24 protein-coding genes and 1 tRNA gene are annotated in these 22,140 nt (G+C 68.6%); 10 read left to right on the forward strand and 15 right to left on the reverse strand.

Translation table 11 applies throughout. The features are described from left to right. Window positions 1-161: 161 nt before the first annotated feature. The 9 genes from flgJ to flgB all read right to left on the reverse strand — a co-directional run bounded on the left by flgJ (window position 162) and on the right by flgB (window position 7,599). Entirely contained in the window at window positions 162-1,142 is a 981-nt protein-coding gene (gene flgJ, locus ACTJLF_RS24110; protein ID WP_440884049.1) for a flagellar assembly peptidoglycan hydrolase FlgJ, read from the reverse strand. A gap of 13 nt (window positions 1,143-1,155) precedes the next feature. Next, on the reverse strand, window positions 1,156-2,406 hold the full coding sequence (locus ACTJLF_RS24115; RefSeq protein WP_440884084.1) for a flagellar basal body P-ring protein FlgI: 1,251 nt from the start codon (window positions 2,404-2,406) through the stop codon (window positions 1,156-1,158). After that, window positions 2,367-3,092, reverse strand: coding sequence for a flagellar basal body L-ring protein FlgH (locus ACTJLF_RS24120; RefSeq protein ID WP_165924595.1), 726 nt, complete (start codon window positions 3,090-3,092; stop codon window positions 2,367-2,369). The genes ACTJLF_RS24115 and ACTJLF_RS24120 overlap by 40 nt, the downstream gene beginning before the upstream one ends. Before the next feature lie 14 nt (window positions 3,093-3,106). Further along, window positions 3,107-3,889: a flagellar basal-body rod protein FlgG gene (gene flgG, locus ACTJLF_RS24125; RefSeq protein WP_019656705.1), complete on the reverse strand. Its 783-nt coding sequence runs from the start codon at window positions 3,887-3,889 to the stop codon at window positions 3,107-3,109. Window positions 3,890-3,935: 46 nt separating this feature from the next. After that, the gene (gene flgF / locus ACTJLF_RS24130) at window positions 3,936-4,682 is read right to left on the reverse strand and encodes a flagellar basal-body rod protein FlgF (RefSeq protein WP_019656704.1); all 747 of its coding nucleotides are present in this window, start codon (window positions 4,680-4,682) and stop codon (window positions 3,936-3,938) included. Window positions 4,683-4,719: 37 nt separating this feature from the next. After that, complete coding sequence (flgE, locus tag ACTJLF_RS24135) at window positions 4,720-5,937, reverse strand: flagellar hook protein FlgE (protein ID WP_019656703.1); 1,218 nt, start codon at window positions 5,935-5,937, stop codon at window positions 4,720-4,722. Between the two features lie 67 nt (window positions 5,938-6,004). Further along, window positions 6,005-6,691 carry a flagellar hook assembly protein FlgD gene (locus tag ACTJLF_RS24140; protein ID WP_132753861.1) on the reverse strand — a complete coding sequence of 229 codons (687 nt, stop codon included), beginning with the start codon at window positions 6,689-6,691 and terminating at the stop codon, window positions 6,005-6,007. Between the two features lie 47 nt (window positions 6,692-6,738). After that, the gene (gene flgC / locus ACTJLF_RS24145; protein WP_019656701.1) at window positions 6,739-7,161 is read right to left on the reverse strand and encodes a flagellar basal body rod protein FlgC; all 423 of its coding nucleotides are present in this window, start codon (window positions 7,159-7,161) and stop codon (window positions 6,739-6,741) included. Window positions 7,162-7,191: 30 nt separating this feature from the next. Then, window positions 7,192-7,599: a flagellar basal body rod protein FlgB gene (flgB, locus tag ACTJLF_RS24150; RefSeq protein ID WP_019656700.1), complete on the reverse strand. Its 408-nt coding sequence runs from the start codon at window positions 7,597-7,599 to the stop codon at window positions 7,192-7,194. Window positions 7,600-7,819: 220 nt separating this feature from the next. Here flgB and flgA point away from each other — a divergent pair, with 220 nt between their 5' ends. From flgA to ACTJLF_RS24190, 8 genes are all read left to right on the forward strand, one after another. Continuing rightward, window positions 7,820-8,539 (forward strand): flagellar basal body P-ring formation chaperone FlgA, encoded by a 720-nt coding sequence (gene flgA / locus ACTJLF_RS24155; protein ID WP_145760817.1) that lies wholly within the window; start codon window positions 7,820-7,822, stop codon window positions 8,537-8,539. Between the two features lie 86 nt (window positions 8,540-8,625). After that, window positions 8,626-8,988, forward strand: a complete 363-nt coding sequence (gene flgM, locus ACTJLF_RS24160) for a flagellar biosynthesis anti-sigma factor FlgM (protein ID WP_019656698.1) — start codon at window positions 8,626-8,628, stop codon at window positions 8,986-8,988. Next, window positions 8,985-9,452: a flagella synthesis protein FlgN gene (locus tag ACTJLF_RS24165; RefSeq protein WP_440884050.1), complete on the forward strand. Its 468-nt coding sequence runs from the start codon at window positions 8,985-8,987 to the stop codon at window positions 9,450-9,452. The genes flgM and ACTJLF_RS24165 overlap by 4 nt, the downstream gene beginning before the upstream one ends. A 5-nt stretch (window positions 9,453-9,457) precedes the next feature. Further along, window positions 9,458-9,880, forward strand: a complete 423-nt coding sequence (locus ACTJLF_RS24170) for a YadA-like family protein (RefSeq protein ID WP_440884051.1) — start codon at window positions 9,458-9,460, stop codon at window positions 9,878-9,880. A gap of 46 nt (window positions 9,881-9,926) precedes the next feature. After that, the gene (locus tag ACTJLF_RS24175; protein ID WP_440884052.1) at window positions 9,927-10,754 is read left to right on the forward strand and encodes a DNA-binding response regulator; all 828 of its coding nucleotides are present in this window, start codon (window positions 9,927-9,929) and stop codon (window positions 10,752-10,754) included. Window positions 10,755-10,935: 181 nt separating this feature from the next. Then, window positions 10,936-11,742, forward strand: coding sequence for a 4'-phosphopantetheinyl transferase family protein (locus ACTJLF_RS24180; protein WP_440884053.1), 807 nt, complete (start codon window positions 10,936-10,938; stop codon window positions 11,740-11,742). 308 nt (window positions 11,743-12,050) lie between these two features. Then, on the forward strand, window positions 12,051-15,371 hold the full coding sequence (locus ACTJLF_RS24185; RefSeq protein WP_440884054.1) for a bifunctional diguanylate cyclase/phosphodiesterase: 3,321 nt from the start codon (window positions 12,051-12,053) through the stop codon (window positions 15,369-15,371). A gap of 72 nt (window positions 15,372-15,443) precedes the next feature. Next, window positions 15,444-16,274: a glycine-rich domain-containing protein gene (locus ACTJLF_RS24190; protein ID WP_440884055.1), complete on the forward strand. Its 831-nt coding sequence runs from the start codon at window positions 15,444-15,446 to the stop codon at window positions 16,272-16,274. Between the two features lie 16 nt (window positions 16,275-16,290). On the opposite strand, the gene ACTJLF_RS24195 is transcribed toward ACTJLF_RS24190, so the two are convergent. The 6 genes from ACTJLF_RS24195 to ACTJLF_RS24220 form a co-directional block, all read right to left on the reverse strand. Continuing rightward, a complete protein-coding gene (locus ACTJLF_RS24195) occupies window positions 16,291-16,605 on the reverse strand; it encodes an I78 family peptidase inhibitor (protein ID WP_126183154.1) in 315 nt (104 codons plus the stop codon). 97 nt (window positions 16,606-16,702) lie between these two features. Beyond that, window positions 16,703-16,792, reverse strand: a tRNA-Ser gene (locus ACTJLF_RS24200). Between the two features lie 59 nt (window positions 16,793-16,851). Next, on the reverse strand, window positions 16,852-18,183 hold the full coding sequence (gene serS, locus ACTJLF_RS24205) for a serine--tRNA ligase (protein ID WP_019656690.1): 1,332 nt from the start codon (window positions 18,181-18,183) through the stop codon (window positions 16,852-16,854). 144 nt (window positions 18,184-18,327) lie between these two features. After that, window positions 18,328-19,293 (reverse strand): threonine/serine dehydratase, encoded by a 966-nt coding sequence (locus ACTJLF_RS24210; protein ID WP_019656689.1) that lies wholly within the window; start codon window positions 19,291-19,293, stop codon window positions 18,328-18,330. Next, window positions 19,290-20,258, reverse strand: a complete 969-nt coding sequence (gene ispH / locus ACTJLF_RS24215) for a 4-hydroxy-3-methylbut-2-enyl diphosphate reductase (RefSeq protein WP_019656688.1) — start codon at window positions 20,256-20,258, stop codon at window positions 19,290-19,292. The genes ACTJLF_RS24210 and ispH overlap by 4 nt, the downstream gene beginning before the upstream one ends. Beyond that, window positions 20,255-20,698 (reverse strand): FKBP-type peptidyl-prolyl cis-trans isomerase, encoded by a 444-nt coding sequence (locus ACTJLF_RS24220; RefSeq protein WP_132799382.1) that lies wholly within the window; start codon window positions 20,696-20,698, stop codon window positions 20,255-20,257. The genes ispH and ACTJLF_RS24220 overlap by 4 nt, the downstream gene beginning before the upstream one ends. A 105-nt stretch (window positions 20,699-20,803) precedes the next feature. Between ACTJLF_RS24220 and radC the strand changes: the two genes are divergently transcribed. Together radC and ACTJLF_RS24230 are read left to right on the forward strand one after the other, a co-directional pair. Then, on the forward strand, window positions 20,804-21,481 hold the full coding sequence (gene radC, locus ACTJLF_RS24225; RefSeq protein WP_019656686.1) for a RadC family protein: 678 nt from the start codon (window positions 20,804-20,806) through the stop codon (window positions 21,479-21,481). Beyond that, entirely contained in the window at window positions 21,481-22,137 is a 657-nt protein-coding gene (locus ACTJLF_RS24230) for a Smr/MutS family protein (RefSeq protein ID WP_145760870.1), read from the forward strand. The genes radC and ACTJLF_RS24230 overlap by 1 nt, the downstream gene beginning before the upstream one ends. The last annotated feature ends 3 nt before the right edge of the window (window positions 22,138-22,140 follow it).

Below are 22,140 nucleotides of genomic sequence, written 5' to 3' on the forward strand. Positions count from 1 at the left end.
CTGGATGTCTATCCCGTACTCTTCATCGCCCAGCTTGAAGGTCACCACCTCCAGGGGCGCGACAGCGCCCTGGAGCTGCGGCGCCTGTGCCTGCCGGATTGCGGTTGCTGATGCGGTCTGTGCCATTGGCTTTTCCTTGGTGCGGTGAGCGCTCGGGCGCCTCAGCCGAATTTCTGCATGATGCGGACCAGCTTCTCGCCGTAGCGGGGGTCGGTCGCGTAGCCCGCGCGCTGCAGGCCATGGGCCGCCTCGTTCGGGTCGTCGGTGGCCAGCACGTTCGCGTAGCGCGGGTTGCGGGTGATGAAGCGTGCGTAGTCGGTGAAGGCTTCCTCGTAGGAGGCGTAGGCGCGGAACTTCGCGCGCACCTTCTGCGGCTCGCCGTCGACGTACTCGGTGGTGGTGGTCTCCACCGTCGCGCCTTTCCAGCTGCGGTCGGCCTTGATGCCGAAGAGGTTGAAGCTCTGCGTGCCGTCGTCGGCGCGGATCTCTCGCTTGCCCCAGCCCGATTCGAGCGCGGCCTGCGCGAGGATCAGCGGCGCGGGCACGCCGCTGGCCGTGCTTGCGGCCTGCGCCGATGCGCCCATGCGGCCCACGAATTCGTCGACCTGGCCCTGCAGCGATCCGGCATTCGCGCCTTGCGCGCGCCGGTCGCCGTTGAACTGGTAGATGCCGAGGTCCGCCGTGCGTGCGGTCGAGGCGACGGGTGCCGAACCGATCGGAATGCCCGCACGCGCCCCCAGCGGAGAACCGGGCAGGGGCGGATCCAGCTGCATCGGCTTGACGCCGATCTCGGCGTCGGCCTGCGCGTCGGACGGACCCGAGGGCATGCTGCGGCGCAGCTGGGCGAGCATCGCCTCGGCGAGCCCCACGCCGCGCCCCGAAAGGTTCTGCGTGAGCTGCTGGTCGAACATCGACAGGTACACCTTCTGGTCCTGGCTGTCGAAGAGGCCGCTCGATGGCGTCGCCTCGCGCATGCTCTTGAGCACCATGTTCATGAACATCGCCTCGAACTGCCGCGAGACCTGCTGCAGGCCCTCTTCGGGCGAGCTGCGCACCGTGCGCCGCAGTGCATCGACGCCCTGCACGTCGAGCGCGAAACGCTGGTCGAGCGCACCACTGCGGTCATTGACCGGTAACGTCATCGCCGCGACCCCGTCAGATGATCTCGAGCTCGGCGCTCAGGGCGCCGGCCGACTTCATGGCCTGGAGAATGGAAACCAGGTCCTGCGGATTCGCGCCCAGGCTGTTGAGCCCCTTGACGACGTCCGACAGAGAGGCACCGCCGCGCACCATCTGGATCGCGCCGCCGCCCTGGTTGACCGAGATCTGCGAGGTCTGGGCCGCCACCGTGCTGCCGCCGGAGAATGCGCCCGGCTGGCTGATGACCGGCTCGGTGTTGATGACCACCGACAGGTTGCCGTGCGCGATGGCGCAGTCCTTCACGCGAACCGCCTGGTTCATCACCACAGACCCCGTGCGTGCATTCACGACGACGCGGGCACCGGCCTGCGTAGGCGTCACCTCGAGATCTTCCAGCCGCGCGAGGAAGCCCACGCGCTGCTGCGGCTCGGGCGCACGCACACGGATCGATCGCGCATCGATGGCCTCGGCCGTGCCGGAACCGAACTGCCTGTTGATCGCATCCACCGCGCGCTGCGTGGTGCCGAAGTCGGAGCGGTTGAGCTCGATCGAGAACGTGCCCTCGGCACCCACGGGCGATTCCACCGTGCGCTCCACCAGCGCACCGCCGGGAATGCGGCCCGAGCTGAGCTGATTGACCTGCACCTTGCTGCCGTTGGCCGAGGCACCTGCGCCGCCGACCACCATGTTCCCCTGCGCCACCGCGTACGTCTGTCCGTCCACGCCCTTGAGCGGCGTCATCAGCAGCGTGCCGCCGCGCAGGCTCTTCGCGTTGCCCATCGAGGACACAGTCACGTCGATGTTCTGCCCCGGCCGCGCGAACGAAGGCAGCGTGGCCGTCACCATCACCGCCGCCACGTTCTTCAGCTGCATGTTCACGCCCTGCGGAATCGTGATGCCCAGCTGCTGCAGCATGTTGTTCAGGCTCTGCGTGGTGAACGGCGTCTGCATCGTCTGATCGCCCGTGCCATCCAGCCCCACCATCAGCCCATAGCCGATCAGCGGGTTGTCCCGCACGCCCTGGATGCTCGCCAGCTCCTTGAGCCGCTCAGCATGCGCAGGAACAAACAACAAGGAACCGAGCACCGCCAGCGCCGCGATGCGCAAGCGAGCCCGAAAATTCGCGGGATGCCACGGAACCGGCTTTGCCGGGCCGTAGGCATCGCCCCCTGCAAGGGGGTGGGCGCAGCGACACGAAGTGCGCGAAGCCTGGGGGTTTTCCATGTTCAGAACGGCATGACGTTGAGGAAGAAGCGCTGCATCCAGCCCATGTGCTGCGCCTCGTCGATGTAGCCCTTGGCCGAGTACTCGATGCGCGCATCGGCCACCAATGTGGAGGGCACGGTGTTGTTGCCCGAGACGGTGCGCGGGTTCACCACGCCCGAGAAGCGGATGTATTCCGTGCCCTGGTTGATGCCCATCTGCTTCTCGCCGCTGACCAGCAGGTTGCCGTTGCTCATCACGTCCGTCACCGTGACCGTGATCACGCCGTTGAAGGTGTTGTTGGCATTGGCCCCGCCCTTGGCGTCGAGCTTGTTGGTGCCAGAGAGATTCGTGCCCTGCCCGTCGAGCAGGCCGCCGATGAGCTTCGGAATGGCCGAGAACACGCCGGTGGTGCTGCCCGTGCGGCTCGCGTTGGCACCGGAATTCTTGGTCGCGTTGACCTTCTCGCTGATGACGATGGTGAGGATGTCGCCCACGTTGCGCGGCCGGCGGTCCTCGAAGAGCGCGTTCGCGCCGGGGCCGTCCTGGAAGATCGCGCCGGGCGAACGCCGCGTCTGCACCGCCGCGTAGTTGTCGGAGCGCGCCGTCATCGGCTGGTGCACCAGCGGCTCGCGCGGCACCTGCGCGCAGCCGGTGGCGAGCACCGCGCCCGCAACCACGAGCAGCGTCAGCAGCCGGGCCTTCGCCTCGGCGGCGCCGCGGCGGAGACGGTGGAACACCTGCAGCATCGTCACCGTCACGCTCACAGCTGGGCCAGGCGCTGCAGCATCTGGTCCGAGGTCTGGACCGCCTTGCTGTTGATCTCGTACGAGCGCTGGGTGGCGATCATGTTGACCAGCTCTTCCACCACGTTCACGTTGGAGGCTTCCACGTACCCCTGGCTCAGCGTGCCCGCGCCGTCGACGCCCGGGTTCACCTGGTTGGGCGCGCCCGATGCGTCGGTCTCGGCGTAGAGGTTCTCTCCCTTGCTCTGCAGGCCCGTCGGGTTGACGAAGGTGGCGAGCTGCAGCTGGCCGATCTGCACGGTGTTGGTGCTGCCCGCCTGCACCACCGAGACGATGCCGTCGCGGCCCACGGTGATGCTGGTGGCGTTGGCAGGCACGGTGATGGCCGGCTGCACGGGGAATCCGCTGGCCGTGACCAGCTGGCCTTCGCGGTCGGTCTGGAACGAGCCGTCGCGGGTGTACGAGGTGGTGCCGTCGGGCATCAGCACCTGGAAGAAGCCGCTGCCGTTGATGGCGACGTCGGTGGGCTTGTCGGTCTTGGTGAGGTTGCCCTGCGAGTGGATGCGCTCGGTGGCGACCACGTGCACGCCGGTGCCGACCTGCAGGCCCGAGGGCAGGCGCGTCTGGTCCGACGACTGGCCGCCGACCTGGCGCAGGTTCTGGTAGACGAGGTCCTCGAACACGGCACGGCTGCGCTTGAAGCCTGTGGTGCCGACGTTGGCGAGGTTGTTGGAGACCACGTCGAGCTGCGTCTGCTGCGCGTCGAGGCCGGTCTTGGCGATGTAGAGGGAGCGGATCATTTGTACGAAGGTCCTGCGGAAGAAGTTGCGAGAAGGAGAGCGCGCGTCAGCCGTAGGCCAGCAGCTTGTTGGCGGACTGCGCGTTGGTGTCGGCCGTCTGCAGCGACTTCATCTGCATCTCGAAGCTGCGTGCGTTGGCGATCATGGCCACCATGGTCTCGACCGGATTGACGTTGCTGCCCTCGACCACGCCGCTGACCAGCGTGACGGCCTCGTCGGCCTCGGCCGGCGGCTGGCCCGCGCGCATGCGGAACAGGCCGTCCTCCCCGCGCTCGAGGTCGGCGACCGGCGGGTTCACCAGCTTCAGGCGGCCGACCTCGGCGATGCCCGTGAGCGTGGTGGAGGACGCATCGCGCGCACCCACGAGGCCGTTGGCCGCGATGCTCACCGCGGAGCCGGGCGGCACGGTCAGTGCGCCGTTGTCGCCCACCACCGGGCGACCGCCCATCGTGGTGAGCTGCCCGTCGGCGCCGACCTGCAGGTTGCCCACGCGGGTGTAGGCCTCGCCGCCGTCGGGCGTCTGCACGACCAGCCATCCCTGGCCGCTCACGGCCACGTCGAGCGCACGGCCGGTCTCGGTGAGGGGGCCGTGGGTGAAGTCGGCGCCTGGTGTGGTGGCCGCCACGAAGGCGCGCGTGGGCGCCTCCTGGCCGACCACGGGCACCGCGCGGAAGTTGGCGATCTGTGCGCGGAAGCCCGGCGTCGAGACGTTCGCCATGTTGTTGGCGACGGCGGCCTGCTGTTCCATGACCTGTTTGGCGCCGCTCATGGCGACGTACAACATGCGATCCACTGGGTGCTCCTGGTGTCGGTCTCGGTGCAGCGCCGCCTCAGCGGATGTTCATCAGCGTCTGCATGACCTGGTCCTGCGTCTTCACGGTCTGCGCGTTGGCCTGGTAGTTGCGCTGCGCGACGATGAGGTTGACCAGCTCGGAGGTGAGGTCGACGTTGGATGCCTCCAGCGCGCCCGACTGCAGCGAGCCGAGCTTGGTGCCTTCGCCCGGCGTGCCGGTCAGCGGGTTGCCCGAGGCCTGCGTCTCGGCCCACACGTTGTTGCCCTTGGGCTCCAGGCCGTTGGGGTTGGCGAACGAAGACAGCACCACCTGGCCCAGCAGCTTGGTCTGCTCGTTGGAGAACTTGCCGGTGATGGTGCCGTCGGCGTTGATCGAGAACGAGGTGAGCTCGCCCGAGCGGTAGCCGTCCTGGCCGAGCTTGCTCATCGCGTTGGCGGCGCCGAACTGGGTGGTGCCCGAGATGTCGATCGTGGGCGTGAGCGCGGCGGCGCCGTTGGTCAGGTTGATGGTGCCCAGGCTGAACTGGCCGCTGGCCGGCGCGGTCATCTTGCCGGCGGCGTCGAAGGTCATCGTGCCGAGCGCGCCGGCGCCGATGGCGGCGCCGTCGATCGTGCCGTACATGCTCCAGGTGTTGGCGGGCGTGGCGCTCTTGACGAAGTACACGGACACGTCGTGCGGGTTGCCCAGCGAGTCGTAGATGGGGCCGACGGCGTTCGAGTAGTTGAAGGTGTCGGAGTCGGCGGGGTTGAACGGCGTCTTGGTGGGCGCCGCCTTGCGCGCGTCGAGGTTGAACTCGGCGTCGATGCTGGTGGTCGCCTTGGGCGTCATCGGCGTGGTCGGGATCTGGATGGCCGCCGGCGTGCCGCCGCTGACGCCGCCGTTGGCGTTCACGCCGAAGCCGGTGAGGCGCAGGCCCGATGCGTTGACGATGTAGCCGTCCTTGTCGCGCGTGAACTGGCCGTTGCGCGAGTACATGACTTCACCGGTGGCGCTGGTGAGGCGGAAGAAGCCGTCGCCGTTGAGGATGGCCACGTCCAGCGGGCGGCTGCTCGACTGGGTCACGCCCTGCGAGAAGTTCTGCGTCACGCCCGACACCGATGCGCCCAGGCCCACGCGCGAGCCTGCGTACACGTCCTGGAAGGTGGCCGCCGCGGACTTGAAGCCGACGGTGCCCGAGTTGGCGATGTTGTTGCCGATGACGTCGAGGTTGGCCGCGGCCACGCCGAGTCCGCTGATGCCCTGGGAAAAAGCCATGATGGTTCCTTGTCTGCCGTTGGATGCGGCGCGTTTGCGATGAATGCGGTGGGGAAGGGAAAGAAGCTCAGAGGAACAGGCGCACGTCCGACAGCCCGATGCTCGCGCCCGACGACAGCTCCAGCGTCACGCCGCTGGCGCCCTGCTTGACGGCGGCGACCTGCGAGAAGGTGAGCGCGGTCGACTTCACGGAGGTGCCCCCGTTGGTGGCCTCGACCGTGAAGCGGTAGGCGCCCGCGGGCACCACGGCGCCCACGTCGTCCTTGCCGTCCCATGTCACGGCGTTGACGCCTTCGTTCATCGAGCCCGCGTCGATGGTGCGCACCACCTTGCCGCTGGCGTCGAGGATCTTGATCTGCACGTCGGAGGCGGTGCCCGGCAGCTGCACGGCGAAGGCCTGCATGGCCGGGTCCTTGCCCTCCTCCGGCGCCCTGGTGGCGAGGACGTCGCCGGGAGACAGCACGTTCTGCCCGATCAGCGAAGTGGCCTGCAGCAGCTGGTTGGAGCCGGTCTGGTTCACCAGGCCCGAGAGCGTGCTGTTGAGCTTCTCGATGCCGCTGACCGTGCTCATCTGCGCGAGCTGCGAGGTGAGCTCGGCGTTCTGCATCGGATTGAGCGGGTCCTGGTTGTTCAGCTGCGTGACCAGCAGCTTGAGGAAGCGCTGCTCGCTGTCGACGTTCGAGGTGCTGCTGTTGCCGCCGACCGCGGAGGCGGCGTTCTGTCCGGTGATGGACGAGGTATCGGAGATGGCCATGGCGCGTTCGTGCCTGTTCTTTCTTGGGTTCTTGTCTTGCCGGGGAATTACTGGCCGAGGGTCAGCGTCTTGACCATCAGCGTCTTGGCGGTGTTGAGCACTTCCACGTTGGCCTGGTAGCTGCGCGAGGCGGAGATCATGTTGGTCATCTCCTCCACCACGTTGACGTTGGGCATCGCCACGTAGCCTTCGGCGTTGGCATGCGGGCTCTTGGGGTCGAACACGAGCTTCGGCGGAGAAGGGTCTTCCACCACGCCGGCCACCTTGACGCCGCCGATGTCGCCCGCGCCGTACGCCGAGGGCGCGACCTGGAACACCACCTGCTTCGCGCGGTAGGGCATGCCGTCGGGCCCGGCCACGCTCTCGGCGTTGGCCATGTTGCTCGCGGTCACGTTCATGCGCTGCGACTGCGCGGTCATGGCCGATCCGGCCACGTTGAAGATGTTCATGGAGGTGCTGTTGAAGGGCATGGAAGGGACTCCTGCTGCTTGCTGCGCTGCTTAGGGCTGCACCGCAGAGAGCAGCGACTTGATCTTGGCGTTGATGACCGTGAGGTTCGACTCGTAGCGCAGCGCGTTGTCGGCGAAGGCGATGCGCTCGACGTCCATCTCGACCGTGTTGCCGTCGAGGCTGGACTGGTTGGGCACGCGGTAGAGCAGGTCCTTGTCGGGCATGGCCTGCGCCTGTCCCGCGAGGTGGCGCGACGAGGTGGTGGCCAGCGACATCGACTGCGACGCGCGGCCGCGCTCCACGGCTTCGCTCAGGCGCGCGCTGAAGTCGAAGTCGCGCGCCTTGTAGTTGGGCGTGTCCGCATGGGCGATGTTGGCCGCGAGAACCTCCTGGCGTTCCGCGCGGAGGTTGAGGGCTTCGCGGTTGAAGCGAAGCGCCGCATCCAGCTTGTCGAGCATGTTTGTTCCATCCGTTGAGGCGTCGCGAATGCGCAGGGCGCAGCGACAGATGGAAAGCGAGTCTATGCACGAGCCACTTTTGCAATCGCCCGAACAAAGGGGGTTTTCGCCTGCTGCTCGCAACTTCGATCGGCGCGCGGATTTCTAGAATTTCCGTGCGGCGGCATGCGTTGCTCCTGTGTGACGCATCGCCGCCGAAGCCACCATCCACACATATCCGATGACCCTTCCAACGCTTGCCGAGCTTCGCGATCACGCACTGCGCACCGTGCTGCCGGCAGCGGCATTCGCGCTGGCGTGCTGCTTCACGGCCGGCGCAGCCGAAAGCGCTCCTTCCGTCGACGCGGTCATCGAGAAATACCTGCAGGCGCAATCGGCGGGGCTGCCGGGCAAGGTGACGATCAGCCTCGAAGGCCGCGGCACCTCCGCCCTGCCCGCCTGCGACGCACCCGAGGCCTTCCTGCCGCCGGGGGCGAAGCCGTGGGGCCGCGTCTCGGTGGGCGTGCGCTGCCAGGCGGAGCGGCCATGGACGCGCTTCGTGCAGGCGCACGTGGCGGTGGAAGGAAGCTATTTCGTGGCCGTGCGCGCGATCGATGCGGGCCGGCCGCTGGGCGCGGGCGACGTCGAGGAGCGCACCGGCGACCTCACGCGGCTGCCGCGCTCCATCGTCACCAGCGCGGCCGAGCTGAACGGCGTGGTGACGGCCAATCGCGTGGCGCCCGGCGCGCCGCTGCGCAAGGAGCTGCTGCGCGGCGTCACCGTCATCCAGCAGGGGCAGGCGGTGAAGGTGGTGGCGCAGGGCCAGGGCTTCGTCGTCAGCACCGAGGGCAAGGCCATGACCGGAGCGGCGGTAGGCGCGGTGGTGCAGGCCCGCACGCGCGACGGCCGGCTGGTCAGCGGCGTGGCGGACGAAGAGGGGCAGATCCAGCTGGCGCAATGACGCGCCGCACAAAATCCGCCATGCACGCCATTCCTAAAGTTCTTGCGCGGGCTGCCGATATACGGGTCAGCCCCTGAGGAATCACCTTGAAAATCGATCAACCCGCCCCCTCGGCCACGCCCCTTCCCCGACCGACGCCCGCCCCGGCAGGCACGGCAGGTGCGGCCGCCGCGACCGGTGCCGATGCCGCCCAGCGCGCTGCCAAGGCGCCGGCACCGGCTCCTTCGGCGCACATCCGCTCGCTGCCCAGCGCGGCGGGTGCCGCGACCGATTTCGACGCGGCCCGCGTGGCGGCGATCCGCGAGGACATCCGCGCGGGGCGCTACCAGATCCGCCCCGAACGCATCGCCGACGGCCTGCTGGCCAGCGTGCGCGACCTGCTCACGCCCGGCGCATCCGACGCGCCCGCCGGCAGCGGGCAGGACGTGAAGAAAGGCGAAGGCGAATGAGAAGCCAGCCGTCCGACCTGCTGGCCCACCTGCGCACCGAGGCAGCCTGCATCGAGGAATTCCTGTCGGTGCTCGACCGCGAGGCCGATGCGATGTCGGGCGGCAGCTTCACCGACCTGGCGGCCATCGCCGCGGAAAAGACCGTGCTGCTGGACCGCATGGCCGAACTCGACGCCCAGCGCGAGGCGCTGCAGGCGGCGCTGGGCTTCCAGCCCGGCCGCGAGGCCGCCGATGCCGCCGCTGCGGCAGCGGGCCCACAGGTTCAAAAGGCCTGGGAAGAGCTGCTGGAGCTCGCCGGACAGGCGCGGGGCCACAACCTGCGCAACGGCTCGATGGTCTACGCGCATCTCGATTTCACCCAACAGGCGCTGCATTTCCTGCAGGCCAGCGCGCAGCTGTTCTACGGACCGGACGGCGTGCGCAGGACGCAGGCGGGCTCGGGCAACCGCCTCGCGGCGGGCTGAGCCGCGTGCGAGCGGGGCTGCTGGTCGCACTGTGGCTCGGCGCCGCAGCCGCGCATGGTGCGGCAGGCGCTGCGGAGAGCGTGCTGATCTCCAACGTGGCGCCCGGCGCGCAGCCCGGCGACGCAATCAACCTCGGCCAGCTGAACCAGGCGGGCGCCGCGCTGCGCGACGTGGAGCGCATCGCGTATTCGGGCACCGCGATGGCCGTGGCCATGACCGCGGCCTACGCGCCCGCCCTGCAGCCCGGCGAGAAGACCGTGGGCCTGGCCTTCGGCAGCTACAGGGGCTACACGGCAGCCAGCCTGGGCTTCAGGACTCTTTCGGACGACGGGCAGACAGCCTGGGGCATGACCGTTGCCAACGCGGGGCGGGCATGGGGATTCAACGCCGGCATCGGCTGGAAGCTGCCGCGCGCCGACAGCCGCTGAGACGACCATCCCCCTCCCCTCGCCACCACACATGAAGGCTTTCCACATGAGCAACGATGCTGACGGCGGCGCGCGACAGGTCGCCATGGTGGGCTGCGACGAAGCCCAGACACGCGCCTGGGGACAGAGGCTGCGCCTGATGGGCTGCACGCCCGTCTCCTTCGACTGCAGCGCCGACTTCCTGCATGCGGCCACGCACGGCACCACCCACTTCGACCTGCTGCTGGTGGTGCTGAAGGACGAAGGCGCATGGCCGCTGCTGACCTCGATGTGCCAGGCGCTGCGCGTGCCGATCTTCCTGGTCGCCAATGCGCTGCAGCGCGAATTGCTGGCCGAGGTGCTGTCGGCGGCGGAGCCCGAGTCGAAGGGCCCGGGCATCGACTTCGCGGTGCTGCCGGTCGACGACTTCGAGGTGGAGCTGCGCGTGCGCGAGGCGCTGCGGCGCAACGAGACTCTGCTGCATCCGCAGGCCACGAGCGCGCTGTTCGGCGACTACCGCTTCATCGGCAACCGCAAGGTGGTGGTGCACAAGGGCGAGGAGATCCGGCTGAAGCCGCGCGAATTCGAACTGGCGCTGCTGCTGTTTCGCAACGCCGGCCAGCTGCTGGAGCGCGAATGGCTGCTGGGCTCGCTGTGGCCCGAGTCGCGCGTCGAACGCAAGAGCCGGGTGCTCGACTGCTGCGTGGCGAACGTCCGCCGCAAGCTGTCGCTGCACAAGGCGAACGAGTTCGTGCTGCATTCGGTGTACGGCCGGGGCTACGAGCTGCGGCATGCAGCCGTCGAACCGGCGACCGGCCGCGGCACCGTGGACGATTCGGGCTTTCCGGAAACATCGAACGAGCCGAGCTGGCTCGCACAAGCCGCCCGCGCCTAGGGCCAGGGAAATGCGACGATCGCCGGCTTCGAGGAACCGCCCGCATCGAGCGGCGCGGGTGCCAGGGGCTACCTCTACCAGCGCCAGCCGACCGTCCATTGCAGTATCGGCCGCCAAACTTAAGCAGGGCTGAATCGGCCGGTCGGGTCGAGCGTCGACGAGGCAGGCCAGAATCCTGCGCATGCAACTTCAGATCGATGCGCACCAGGTCCACCTCTGGCACCTGTACGTTCCTGAACAAGACGACCCGGCCGATCACCATGCCGTCAACCACGCCCTGATGGCCCTGCTGACGCCGGAGGAGCGCGAGAAGCACGGGCGGTTCCACTTCGCCCGCGATCGACGCCGCTACCTGATGACGCGGGGGCTGATCCGCTCGCTGCTGTCGCGCTACGTGCCGCAGGTCGCGCCCGCCGACTGGCGCTTCGAGAACAACGAATACGGCCGCCCGCGGATCGCCGACGCGCCGGCACAGGGCCGGCACATCCGCTTCAACATCTCGCACAGCGCCTCGCTGGTGGTGACGGCGGTGGCGGCGGAGCGCGAGGTGGGCGTGGACGTCGAGCACACGGCGAGGAATGCGCCGCTGGAGATCGCCGGCCATTTCTTCTCGCCGAAGGAGGCGCAGGCGCTGCAGCAGTTGCCGGCCGTTCAGCAGCCCTCGCGCTTCTGGGACCTCTGGACGCTCAAGGAAAGCTACATCAAGGCGCGCGGCATGGGCCTTTCGATTCCGCTGGACCGCTTTTCCTTCGACCTGGACGGAAGCGGCAGCGAGGCCATCGGCTTCGAGCACGGCCTGGAGGGCGACAGCGCCGACCGCTGGCAGTTCTGGCGGATGCAGCCCGACGACGCGCATGCCGTCGCGCTCTGCCTGGAGCGGGCGCGCGACGGAAGCGAGCCGCGGATCGTGTGCCTGCGGGCGACGCCGCTGCTCGCATCGGTCGAGGAATTCCAGGGCACGGTGACGCGTCGATCGGCGGGAGACTGAAGCCCGGCATCGGCTCGCTGATGCAGGAACGGCCGCAAAGGCCGGAAAGGCCGAACGGAAGCCTCGTGGCGACATCCCAGGCAGGTGGCCAGAGGTCGAGAAAATCGCTCGCCCAACCTTTTTGATCTGGATCGAATCCCGCCGTGCCGACGAAAATTAGTTCTTAAGAATTAAATACTTAGGCCCTCGTTCCCCAACATTACAGAAATACGAGCGAATTGTTCCCAAATGCAAACAAGGGGCTTGCCGCCGTGCCACACTGTGGCGCACACGAAGCCACCCGGCTTGCACAGCGACAGGATCGAACCATGTCTTTGTCCATCTGGGCCAGGATTCGCCTGCCGGTTGCGATCCTGATCCTCGGCACGGCGCTGTCGATCGCCCTCGGAATCTATGCCCATCAGGAGATCGGGCGCAGCGCACGAGCGCGCTTCGACGCCACCGCCCTCGACCTGGCGCGCAAGGTCGAGGGCCGCTTCGACGACTACATCGCCGTGCTGATCGGGCTGCGCGCGCGGTTCAACACCTCGGACGCGGTGACGCGCAGCGATTTCCGCGACTACGTCGCGGGGCTGAACCTGCCGAGCGCCTATCCAGGCTTCCAGGCTGTCAACTACGCGCCGCGCGTGATGCAGGCCGACAGGCAGCGCTTCGAGGAGCAGGCGCGCGGCGATGCCGACCTCGACGCCGCCGTCGCCTCCGGCTTCGCCATCAAGCCGCCCGGCGAGCGCGAGGTCTACTACCCGCTGGCCTTCATCGAGCCGCTGGCCGGCAACGAGAAGCTCCTGGGCAATGACCTGGGCGCGATGCCCGACCGCGGCGATGCGCTCGAGCAGGGGCGCGACACCGGCGGGCTGGTCACCTCCGGGCGCAAGATCCGGATCGCGGGCCGCGAATCCGAAGTCGGGCTGGCGATGCGGCTGCCGGTGTACCGTCCGAAGATGCCCGTCGATACCCTGGAGCAGCGGCGCCGGGCCTACATGGGTTCGGTGGGCGCGGGCTTCAGCATCACCGGCATGCTGCGCGACGTGATCAGCATCGAGGCGGCGAAGACGCTCCAGCTGCGGCTGGCCGACGCCGGACCGGGCAAGGGGCCGATCGGCACGCGCATCGAGACCCGCTTCGTGGCGCCGGTCGCGTTCGGCGATCGCGAACTGCTGTTCGACAGCTCCACGCCCGGCAGGCCGGCTCCGGAACCTGCAGGCAGCCTGCAGCGCACGCTCGGCTTCGAGCTGGGAGGCCATTCCTGGCTGGTGGAGGTGAGGCAGGACGAGAGCCAGGTGCTCGGTCCGCTGGACAGGGCCATTCCCTGGCTCGTGGTGCTCGGCGGCCTGGCCACCAGTGCGCTGCTCGGCGGCATCGTCCTGTCGCTGGCCACGACCACCAGCCGGGCCCAGGTCCTGGCCGAGGAGATGACCAGCCACCTTCGCGCCAGCGAACGCCAGCTGGAGGACGCCCAGCACCTGGCCAGCCTGGGCAGCTGGACCCTCGACCCGGAGACCGGCACGCTGCAGTGCTCCGAGGAGGCGCGGCGCATCCTGGGCTTCGGCGACGATCCGCTGCCGCCGGACCTGCACGCCCTGCTCTCGCGCGTGCCGAACATGGAACGCGGCACGGTCGAGCGGCAGATCGCACTGGCCTCCCAGTCCACGGAGCGCAGCGAGTTCGAGCACCGCCTGTGCCTGCCCGACGGCACCGAGCGCTGGCTCCACGTCATCGCGCAGTCGGGCGAGGACGCGGGCAGGAGGCTGGTGCGCGGCACGGTGCGCGACGCCACGCGGCCGCGCAAGGACGCGCTGCGCCAGAAGCTCGAATACAAGATCGCGCGGCTGCTGGCCGGCGACGGCAGGACCGAGACGGTGATCGCGCTGGCGCTGGAGGCGATATGCACCGACCTGCGCTGGGACTGCGGCGCGCTCTGGAGCGTGGGCGAGGACGGCCTGGCCCACTGCACCGTGGCCTGGCACGCCGACAACGACGCGGCGGTGCGCCGCTTCGTCGAGGCCAGCAGCTCGCTCACCTACCGCTCCGGCGAAGGCTCGCTCGGCCGCGCCTGGGGAATCGGCAGCGTCGTGCGCATCGACACCCAGTCGTCGCCGAGCCATTTCGCGCGCGACGCGATGGCCCGCGAGGCTGGGCTGACCACCGGCCTGGTCGTGCCGATGGTCGCGCCCGAGGCGACCACGGCGCTGGAGCTTTTCGGCGCCAACCCCTACGCGGCCGACGCGGAGACGCTGGAGTCGCTGCGCGTCATCGCGCTGCAGATCACGCAGTACCGCCAGCGCAAGCAGGCGGAGAAGACCCTGCGCTTCATGGCCAGCCACGACGAGCTGACGGGGTTGCTCAACCGGGCGGCGCTGCAGCAGGAGCTCGCCCGCGCCATCCGGCGCAGCGCCCGCCAGCAGAAGCAGTTCGCCGTGCTGTTCGTGGACCTGGACCGCTTCAAGCAGATCAACGACACGCTGGGCCACGGCGTGGGCGACGAGATGATCAAGACCTGCGCCGAGCGCCTCACCACCCTGCTGGGCAACACCGACGTGGTCGCGCGCTTCGGCGGCGACGAGTTCGTGCTGCTGCAGGAGAACCTCGACAGCTCCGGCGATGCCGCGGTGCTCGCCGAGAAGGTGCTCGACTGCTGCGCCGAGCCCTTCGTGCTCGACGGGCGCGAGCTGCATGTCAGCGCCAGCGTGGGCGTGAGCATCCACCCCGAGAACGGCGCCGACGCCGAGACGCTGCTGAAGAACGCCGACACGGCGATGTATCACGCCAAGGAAAAGGGCCGCAACACCTACCGCTTCTACGCGGCGAAGATGAATGCGCAGAGCACCGAGCAACTCATGCTGGAAAGCGCGCTGCGCCATGCCCTGGAGCGCGGCGAGCTGGAGATGCACTACCAGCCGAAGTTGAACATGCAGACGCGGCGCATCGTCGGCGTGGAGGCGCTGATGCGCTGGCGCCATCCGGTCCTGGGACCGATCCCGCCGGCCCAGTTCATCCCCATCGCCGAGGAGCTCGGCCTGATCGTGTCCATGGGCAAGTGGGCGCTGGAGCAGGCATGCGCCGACGCGCTGGCCTGGCAGAAGCAGGGCCTGCCGCCGGTGATGATCAGCGTCAACCTCTCGCCGCGGCAGTTCGGCAGCCGCACGCTGGTGGCCGACGTGGCGGCCATCCTGGAATCGTCGGGCCTCGATCCGTCGCTGCTGGAGCTGGAGATCACCGAGAGCGCGATGATGGCCAATCCCGAGCACGCGGCGAAGCTGCTGCGCACGATCCGGGACATGGGCGTGGGCCTGGCCATCGACGACTTCGGGACGGGGTATTCGTCGCTGTCGTACCTCAAGCACTTTCCGCTCTCGACGGTCAAGATCGACCGCTCCTTCATCAACGACCTCTCGCAGGACACCGATGCCCGCGCGCTCATCGACGCGATCATCACGCTCGCCCACGGGCTGCGCATGAAGGTGGTGGCCGAGGGCGTGGAGACCGACGTGCAGTTCAACTACCTGCACAGCCGCGGATGCGACGAAGCCCAGGGCTACTGGCTGTGCAAGCCGGTGTCCGCCGACGAGGCACGCGATTTCATGGCGCGTCACCTGCGCACCCAATTTGCTCCGTCGGCGCTGGCCTGAGAGCCGGCCCTTCGCTGCAATCGTTACCGGGCACGTTCGCTCGGGCTTCCCCGAAACTTCACAGGAGCATTCATGACCGATTCAATCCAGAGCAAGTCGCTGGAACAGACGATCGCGGCGATCCACGCGCTCGACCTGACGCCGATCAAGTTCAAGGCCACGCGCAAGGAAGATGGCTACGGCTGGTCGGCAGGCTACGCGGACCAGATGGAAGTGGCCTACAAGCGCTACCTCATCCTGCATGCGAAGCACCCCGAGCTGACGCTCGCGCCCGAGCAGGACGTCGACCGCTTCTGGCACATGCACATCCTCGACACGCGCAAGTACGCCGCCGATTGCGAGGCCACCTTCGGATACTTCCTGCACCACTTCCCCTACCTCGGCCTGCGCGGCGAGGACGACGCGAAGGCGCTGGAGGCGGCCTTCCAGCAGATGCAGCGCCTGCTCGCCGAGGAGTTCGGCGAACCGACGCCCGCGCTGCGGCATGGGGCGGCGAAGGACTCGGCTGCGTGGTGCTCGGCCGAGGCCGGCACGGGCTCGGCAGCCTGGTGCTCCGCCGAAGCTGCCAAGAGTTCCGCAGCATGGTGCTCGGCGGAAGCGGCCAAGGGCTCGCCGGCCTGGTGCTCGCTGGAAGCGGGCAAGGCGTCGGCCGCATGGTGTTCGGCCGAGGCTGGCCAGGGCTCGGCGGCCTGGTGCTCGGCGGAGGTCGGCAAGGGCTCGGCAGCTGCTGCCTGGTGCTCGCTGGAAGCGGATAAGGCTTCGGCGGCCTGGTGCTCGCTCGAAGCAGGCAAGTCCCAGGCTCAGGCCGCGTGGTGTTCGCTCGACAAGGAAGGTGCTGTCGCCACCGCCCTCACCGCACGTCCTTCGGCTCAGGCCGCAGCGGGTACCGCGGCGAACGGCTGATCGGAGAAAGCCCGGCCTATCCGCAGAAGGCGCGGACGATCTTGCCGCTGGCCGCATCCGTCTCGATCGTCACGCGCTCGCGGCGGTAGTCCATCGTCACCGGCTGGCCGGGCTGGATCTGGCGCACGATGGATGCGCCCGTCGCCTGCCGCGCCTCGGCATCGCTCATGCGGGCCTTGCCGGTCAGTGCGGCTGCGGCGTCCGGCCGGCACGCGGCGGGTGCCGTGGCGGCATCCGCCGTTGCCTGCGGCTGCGCTGTCGAGCACGCGGCGATCGACAGGATCGCCAACATCGAAGCGGCGCAAGGAATCAGTTTGGGATGGAGCTTCATGGCAAATCCTTTTCCGGGATACGAAGAGTCTTGCAGCCCATCGGGGCAAAAGAAAACGGCCTGATCCACGTTCTACATGGATCAGGCCGTCATTTTTTGGAGGAGAGGGAGGGATTCGAACCCTCGGTACTATCGCTAGTACGCCTGATTTCGAGTCAGGTACATTCGACCACTCTGCCACCTCTCCGGTGCTGTCGAGCCTGCGATTCTAGCAGACAAAAACGGGGCTTTTGAAGCCCCCTGCGATCAGGCCCTCAAAACTTCGAGTCCGCCGAGGTACGGACGCAGCGCGGCGGGCACGTTGATCGAGCCGTCTTCGTTCTGGTGGTTCTCGAGCACGGCCACGAGCGTGCGGCCCACTGCCAGGCCGGAGCCGTTGAGGGTGTGCACGAGTTCGTTCTTGCCCTGTGCGTTCTTGAAACGGGCCTGCAGGCGGCGCGCCTGGAAGGCTTCGCAGTTCGAGACCGAGCTGATCTCGCGGTAGGTGTCCTGCGCGGGCAGCCAGACTTCGAGGTCATAGGTCTTGCTGGAGCCGAAGCCCATGTCGCCCGTGCACAGCAGCACCACGCGGTAAGGCAGCTCCAGCGCCTGCAGCACGGCCTCGGCATGGCCGGTCATCTGCTCGAGTGCGTCGTAGCTCTTCTCGGGGTGCACGATCTGCACCATCTCGACCTTGTCGAACTGGTGCTGGCGGATCATGCCGCGCGTGTCGCGGCCCGCGCTGCCGGCTTCGGAACGGAAGCACGGCGTGTGGGCGGTGAGCTTGATCGGCAGCTGCGACTCGGGCACCACCTCGTCGCGCACGAAGTTGGTCAGCGGCACTTCGCTGGTCGGGATGAGGTACAGCGCCGAATGGTCGGGCGCGGGTTCGCCGTCCTGGCCGCCTTTCTTCGCGGCGAACAGGTCGCCCTCGAACTTGGGCAGCTGGCCGGTGCCGCTCAGGGTGGCGGCGTTGACGATGTAGGGCACGTAGCACTCGCTGTAGCCGTGCTTCTCGGTCTGGATGTCGAGCATGAACTGCGCGAGCGCACGGTGCAGGCGGGCGATCGGGCCCTTCATCACGGTGAAGCGCGAGCCCGCGAGCTTGGCGCCCGTTTCGAAGTCGAGGCCCAGCGGCGCGCCGAGGTCGACGTGGTCCTTGGGCGCGAAGCCCAGCGGCGTGGCGTTGGCGCCGGCGCCGCCCTTCGGGGCCCAGCGGCGCATCTCGACGTTGCCCGTCTCGTCCTCGCCGACCGGCACGCTGGCGTGCGGCAGGTTGGGCACGGCCAGGAGCAGCGCGTGCAGCTCCGGCTGGATCTCGTCGAGACGCTTCGATTGCGATTCCTGCTCGGCCTTCAGCGCATTCACTTCGGCCATCAGCGCGTCGGTCGACTCGCCCTTGGCCTTGAGGGGGCCGATCTGCTTGTTCAGCACATTGCGGCGGGCCTGGATTTCCTCGGTGCGGGTCTGCAGGGTCTTGCGTTCGGCTTCGAGCGCGGTGAATGCCGACACGTCGAGGTACGGCTGGTTCTTCTTGCGTTTTTCGAGGCCGGCCACTGCGGAGGCCAGATCTTTGCGGAGCAGGGTGATGTCGAGCATGGAGGGATTTTAGGTGGGCGTGCGCGGGCCGAAGGCGGCAGGCTGGCGATGCCCTGCGGCCCGCGGTTGCGGGCCACGGGCTTCGGCATGCCTGCCGACAGGCTCTGCCAGCCTGGAAGATGAACTGCGTGAAGCAGGAAGCCGTCAGGCAACCGTCGCGGGATCGACGTTCGCCCCGCAGACGATCAGGCAGACCTTCTCGCCCGCGCGCGGCTTGTAGGCACCGGTCTGCAGCGCCGCCAGCGGCAGCGCGGCGGCCGGTTCCACGGCCAGCTTCAGCTCCTTCCAGAGCCACTGCTGGGCCGCGCGGATGGATTCGTCGGACAACAGCAGCGCGTCCTGCACGTGCTGTCGGGTGATCTCCCAGGCGATGGCGCCGATGCGGCGCGCGCCCAGGGAATCGGCGGCGATGCCGCCCACCTCCACGTCGACCGGCTCGCCGGCCTCGCGGGCGCGGAACAGCGTCGGCGCCTTCTCGGGCTCGAGCGCGACCACGCGGGAGCGCTTCTCGAACCAGCCGGCCAGGCCGCCGATCAGGCCGCCGCCGCCCACGCTCACGAGCACAGCGTCGGGCAGGCCGCCCTGCTGCTCGATCTCGCGGCCCAGCGTGCCGGCCCCGGCCACCACTTCGGGCTGGTCGTAGGCGTGGGTGAGCAAGGCGCCCGATTCCTTCTGGCGCGTCAGGCAGGCGGCCAGCGCATCGGGGTACAGCTCGCCGACCACGACCACTTCGGCGCCCAGCGCACGCAGCCGCGCGCGCTTGGCTTCGGGCGACACGCCCGGCAGGAAGACCTGGCAGGGCACGCCCAGCGCGCGCGCCGCGGCCGCCGTGGCGATGCCCGCATTGCCGCCCGAGGCGACGATCACCCCGCTTTGCGGAATGTCGTTGGCCAGGAGCCGGTTCATCATGCCGCGCGCCTTGAAGCTGCCGCTGACCTGCATGTGCTCCAGCTTGAGCCAGATTTCCGCGCCGCTCGCGTCGATGCCGAAGGCCGAAGCCGGCAGCTTCCACAACGGCGTCTGGCGCAGGAAGTGGCCGGCGCGCTCGGCCAGCCGTTGCGATGCGCTATCTATTTGGGAGCGCCAGCCGGCGGTCTGCGTGGTGTTCAAGAGATGTGTCCAGGGGGAGGAATGTCGTCGAGCTTGAGGCCCTTGGGCAGCGGGAACTTGATGGTTTCCTCGATGCCGTCCATCTTGCGCACCGACACCGCGCCGAATGCGCGCACGCGGTCGATCACCTCGCGCACCAGCACTTCGGGCGCCGAGGCGCCGGCGGTGATGCCGACGCGCGCCTTGCCCTCGAACCACCCGGGCTCGAGTTCGGCGGCCGAATCGACCATGTAGCTCTCGGTGCCCAGGCGCTGCGCCAGTTCGCGCAGGCGATTGCTGTTGGAGCTGGTGGGGCTGCCGACCACGATCACGAGGTCGACCTGCGGGCTCATGATCTTCACCGCGTCCTGGCGGTTCTGCGTGGCGTAGCAGATGTCCTGCTGCTTGGGCTCTCGCACCTTGGGAAAACGCGCGCGCACCGCGGCGGCGATGTCGGCGGCGTCGTCCACGCTCAGCGTGGTCTGCGTGACCACGGCGAGCTTGTCGGTCTGCCCCGGGGCGACCCTGGCCACGTCCTCCACGTCCTCCACCAGGTGGATGCCGCTGGAGAGCTGGCCCATCGTGCCCTCGACCTCGGGGTGCCCCTTGTGGCCGATCATGATGAACTCGTAGCCTTCCTTCGCGAGCTTGGCGACCTCGACGTGCACCTTGGTCACCAGCGGGCAGGTCGCGTCGAAGATCGAGAAGCCGCGGTCTCGCGCCTCCTGCTCCACAGCCTTGCTCACGCCGTGCGCGCTGAACACCAGCGTGGCGCCGGGCGGCACGTCGGAGAGTTCCTCGATGAAGATCGCGCCCTTGGCCTTGAGCTCGTTCACCACGTAGGTGTTGTGCACGATCTCGTGGCGCACGTAGATCGGCGCGCCGAACTTCGCGATGGCGCGCTCGACGATCTCGATGGCGCGGTCCACGCCCGCGCAGAAACCGCGCGGCTCGGCCAGGATGACTTCGGAGATTCCGGGGTTCATAGCACGCCGATGAGCTTCACTTCGAAGGTCACGGGCTGGCCTGCGAGCGGATGGTTGAAGTCGAAGCGCACCGCGGTGTCGTTCGACTCGATGACCGCGCCGGCATAGCTGCCCGTGCCGTCGGGCGTGGGGAACTGCACCACGTCACCCACGGCATATTGCTCGTCGGGGTCGCCCATCTGCGCGAGCAGCTTCCTGGCCACCCACTGCTGCATGTCGGGATTGCGCTCGCCGAAGGCCTCGCCCGCGGGCAGCTCGAAGGTGGCGTGCGTGCCCTCTTCCAGGCCAATCAGGCGCTGCTCCATGGCGGGCGAGAGCTCGCCGGTGCCCAGCGAAAGCGTGGCGGGCTTGTCGGCGAAGGTGTTGATGATGTCGCCCGCCGGACCGGCCAGCCGGTAGTGCAGGGTGAGAAAGGAGCCGGAATTCACGACTTGGGACATGGTGCAGCGAAGGTGTGCGGAGACAGGGATGTGTCCCGATAAACTGGCCTCATTTTAAGGACCGGGGCTTCACCCGGCTCCGCCAAGGTTTCACCCCGGGGTTTCATGTCTTTCAAGGATCTCCCTCTGGACGCACGTCCGCGCGAAAAGCTCATCGCGCGCGGCGCGGCCGCGCTGGCCGATGCCGAGCTGCTGGCCCTGCTGCTGCGCACCGGCGTGGCGGGCAAGAACGTGCTGCAGCTTGCGCAGCAGCTGCTCGAACGCTTCGGCGGGCTCTCCGGGCTGCTGCACACCGGCGCCGACGACCTCAAGTCGGTCAAGGGGCTGGGCGGCAGCGCCAAGCGCTCCGAACTGATCGCGGTGCTCGAGCTGGCGCGCCGCGCCATGGGCGAGAAGCTGCGCGAGCGCCCCGTCTTCGACTCGCCCGACGCGGTCAAGCAGTACCTGCAGCTGCACATCGGCCCGCGCCCCCATGAGGTGTTCGCGGTGGTCTTCCTCGACGTGCAGCACCGCATGCTCGCGCTGGAGGAAATGTTCCGCGGCACGCTCACGCAGACCAGCGTCTACCCGCGCGAAGTGGTCACGCGCGCCATCCACCACCATGCGGCAGCGGTGGTGCTGGCGCACAACCACCCCAGCGGCAGCATCGAGCCCTCGCGCGCCGACGAATCGCTCACGCAGACGCTGCGCGCCGCGCTGGCGCTGGTGGACGTGCGCGTGCTCGACCACATCATCGTGAGCCCCGGGCAGAGCTTCTCGATGGCCGAGAAAGGATTGCTCTGATGGCCGCACGCACGCCTTCGATCAAGAACCTCGCCGATCTCAAGCAGGTGCAGCGCGTGCTCGCCGAGACCCGCGAGCGCGAAGCCGCCGAGGCCGCGGCCAAGGCGCTGGCCGAGCGCAAGCGCGCGGCCGAGAAAGACCTGTTCACCCGTGCCATCGGCGCCACCGAGCCGCTGCGCCGCAAGGCCGTGGTGCCGCTCGCGCCGGAGCCGCCCGCGCCCATCCCGGTGCAGCACCAGCTCGACGAGCAGCGCGTGCTGCGCGAATCGCTCTCCGACGAGTTCGACGTGACCACGCTGCTCGACGTCGACGACGCCATGAGCTTCCGCCGCCCGGGCATCGGCACCGACGTGACCGCGCGGCTGCGCAAGGGCGACTGGGCCATCCAGGCGCAGGTCGACCTGCACGGGCTGCGCAGCGACGAGGCGCGCGAGACCTTGGGCGGCTTCATCCGCAATGCGTACAAGCAGGGCCTGCGCTGCGTGCGCGTGGTGCACGGCAAGGGCCTGGGCTCGCCGGGCAAGCAGCCGGTGCTCAAGACCAAGACGCAGCGCTGGCTGATCCAGAAGAACGAGGTGATCGCCTTCGTGCAGGCCAAGCCGGCCGAAGGCGGAGCCGGGGCGCTGGTGGTGCTGCTGGCGCCCGCGCGGCGCTGAGCA

The organism is Variovorax sp. 22077 (genome assembly GCF_052044195.1).
GTDB lineage: Bacteria > Pseudomonadota > Gammaproteobacteria > Burkholderiales > Burkholderiaceae_C > Variovorax > Variovorax atrisoli.

Coding starts and splice junctions, on each gene's coding strand:
- flgJ (WP_440884049.1), bottom strand. CDS start 1,142: ATGACGTTACCGGTCAATGACCGCAGTGGTGCGCTCGACCAGCGTTTC.
- ACTJLF_RS24120 (WP_165924595.1), bottom strand. CDS start 3,092: ATGCTGCAGGTGTTCCACCGTCTCCGCCGCGGCGCCGCCGAGGCGAAG.
- flgG (WP_019656705.1), bottom strand. CDS start 3,889: ATGATCCGCTCCCTCTACATCGCCAAGACCGGCCTCGACGCGCAGCAG.
- flgE (WP_019656703.1), bottom strand. CDS start 5,937: ATGGCTTTTTCCCAGGGCATCAGCGGACTCGGCGTGGCCGCGGCCAAC.
- ACTJLF_RS24140 (WP_132753861.1), bottom strand. CDS start 6,691: ATGGCCATCTCCGATACCTCGTCCATCACCGGACAGAACGCCGCCTCC.
- flgC (WP_019656701.1), bottom strand. CDS start 7,161: ATGCCCTTCAACAGCACCTCCATGAACATCTTCAACGTGGCCGGATCG.
- flgB (WP_019656700.1), bottom strand. CDS start 7,599: ATGCTCGACAAGCTGGATGCGGCGCTTCGCTTCAACCGCGAAGCCCTC.
- flgA (WP_145760817.1), top strand. CDS start 7,820: ATGACCCTTCCAACGCTTGCCGAGCTTCGCGATCACGCACTGCGCACC.
- ACTJLF_RS24165 (WP_440884050.1), top strand. CDS start 8,985: ATGAGAAGCCAGCCGTCCGACCTGCTGGCCCACCTGCGCACCGAGGCA.
- ACTJLF_RS24175 (WP_440884052.1), top strand. CDS start 9,927: ATGAGCAACGATGCTGACGGCGGCGCGCGACAGGTCGCCATGGTGGGC.
- ACTJLF_RS24180 (WP_440884053.1), top strand. CDS start 10,936: ATGCAACTTCAGATCGATGCGCACCAGGTCCACCTCTGGCACCTGTAC.
- ACTJLF_RS24185 (WP_440884054.1), top strand. CDS start 12,051: ATGTCTTTGTCCATCTGGGCCAGGATTCGCCTGCCGGTTGCGATCCTG.
- ACTJLF_RS24190 (WP_440884055.1), top strand. CDS start 15,444: ATGACCGATTCAATCCAGAGCAAGTCGCTGGAACAGACGATCGCGGCG.
- ACTJLF_RS24195 (WP_126183154.1), bottom strand. CDS start 16,605: ATGAAGCTCCATCCCAAACTGATTCCTTGCGCCGCTTCGATGTTGGCG.
- serS (WP_019656690.1), bottom strand. CDS start 18,183: ATGCTCGACATCACCCTGCTCCGCAAAGATCTGGCCTCCGCAGTGGCC.
- ispH (WP_019656688.1), bottom strand. CDS start 20,258: ATGAACCCCGGAATCTCCGAAGTCATCCTGGCCGAGCCGCGCGGTTTC.
- ACTJLF_RS24220 (WP_132799382.1), bottom strand. CDS start 20,698: ATGTCCCAAGTCGTGAATTCCGGCTCCTTTCTCACCCTGCACTACCGG.
- radC (WP_019656686.1), top strand. CDS start 20,804: ATGTCTTTCAAGGATCTCCCTCTGGACGCACGTCCGCGCGAAAAGCTC.
- ACTJLF_RS24230 (WP_145760870.1), top strand. CDS start 21,481: ATGGCCGCACGCACGCCTTCGATCAAGAACCTCGCCGATCTCAAGCAG.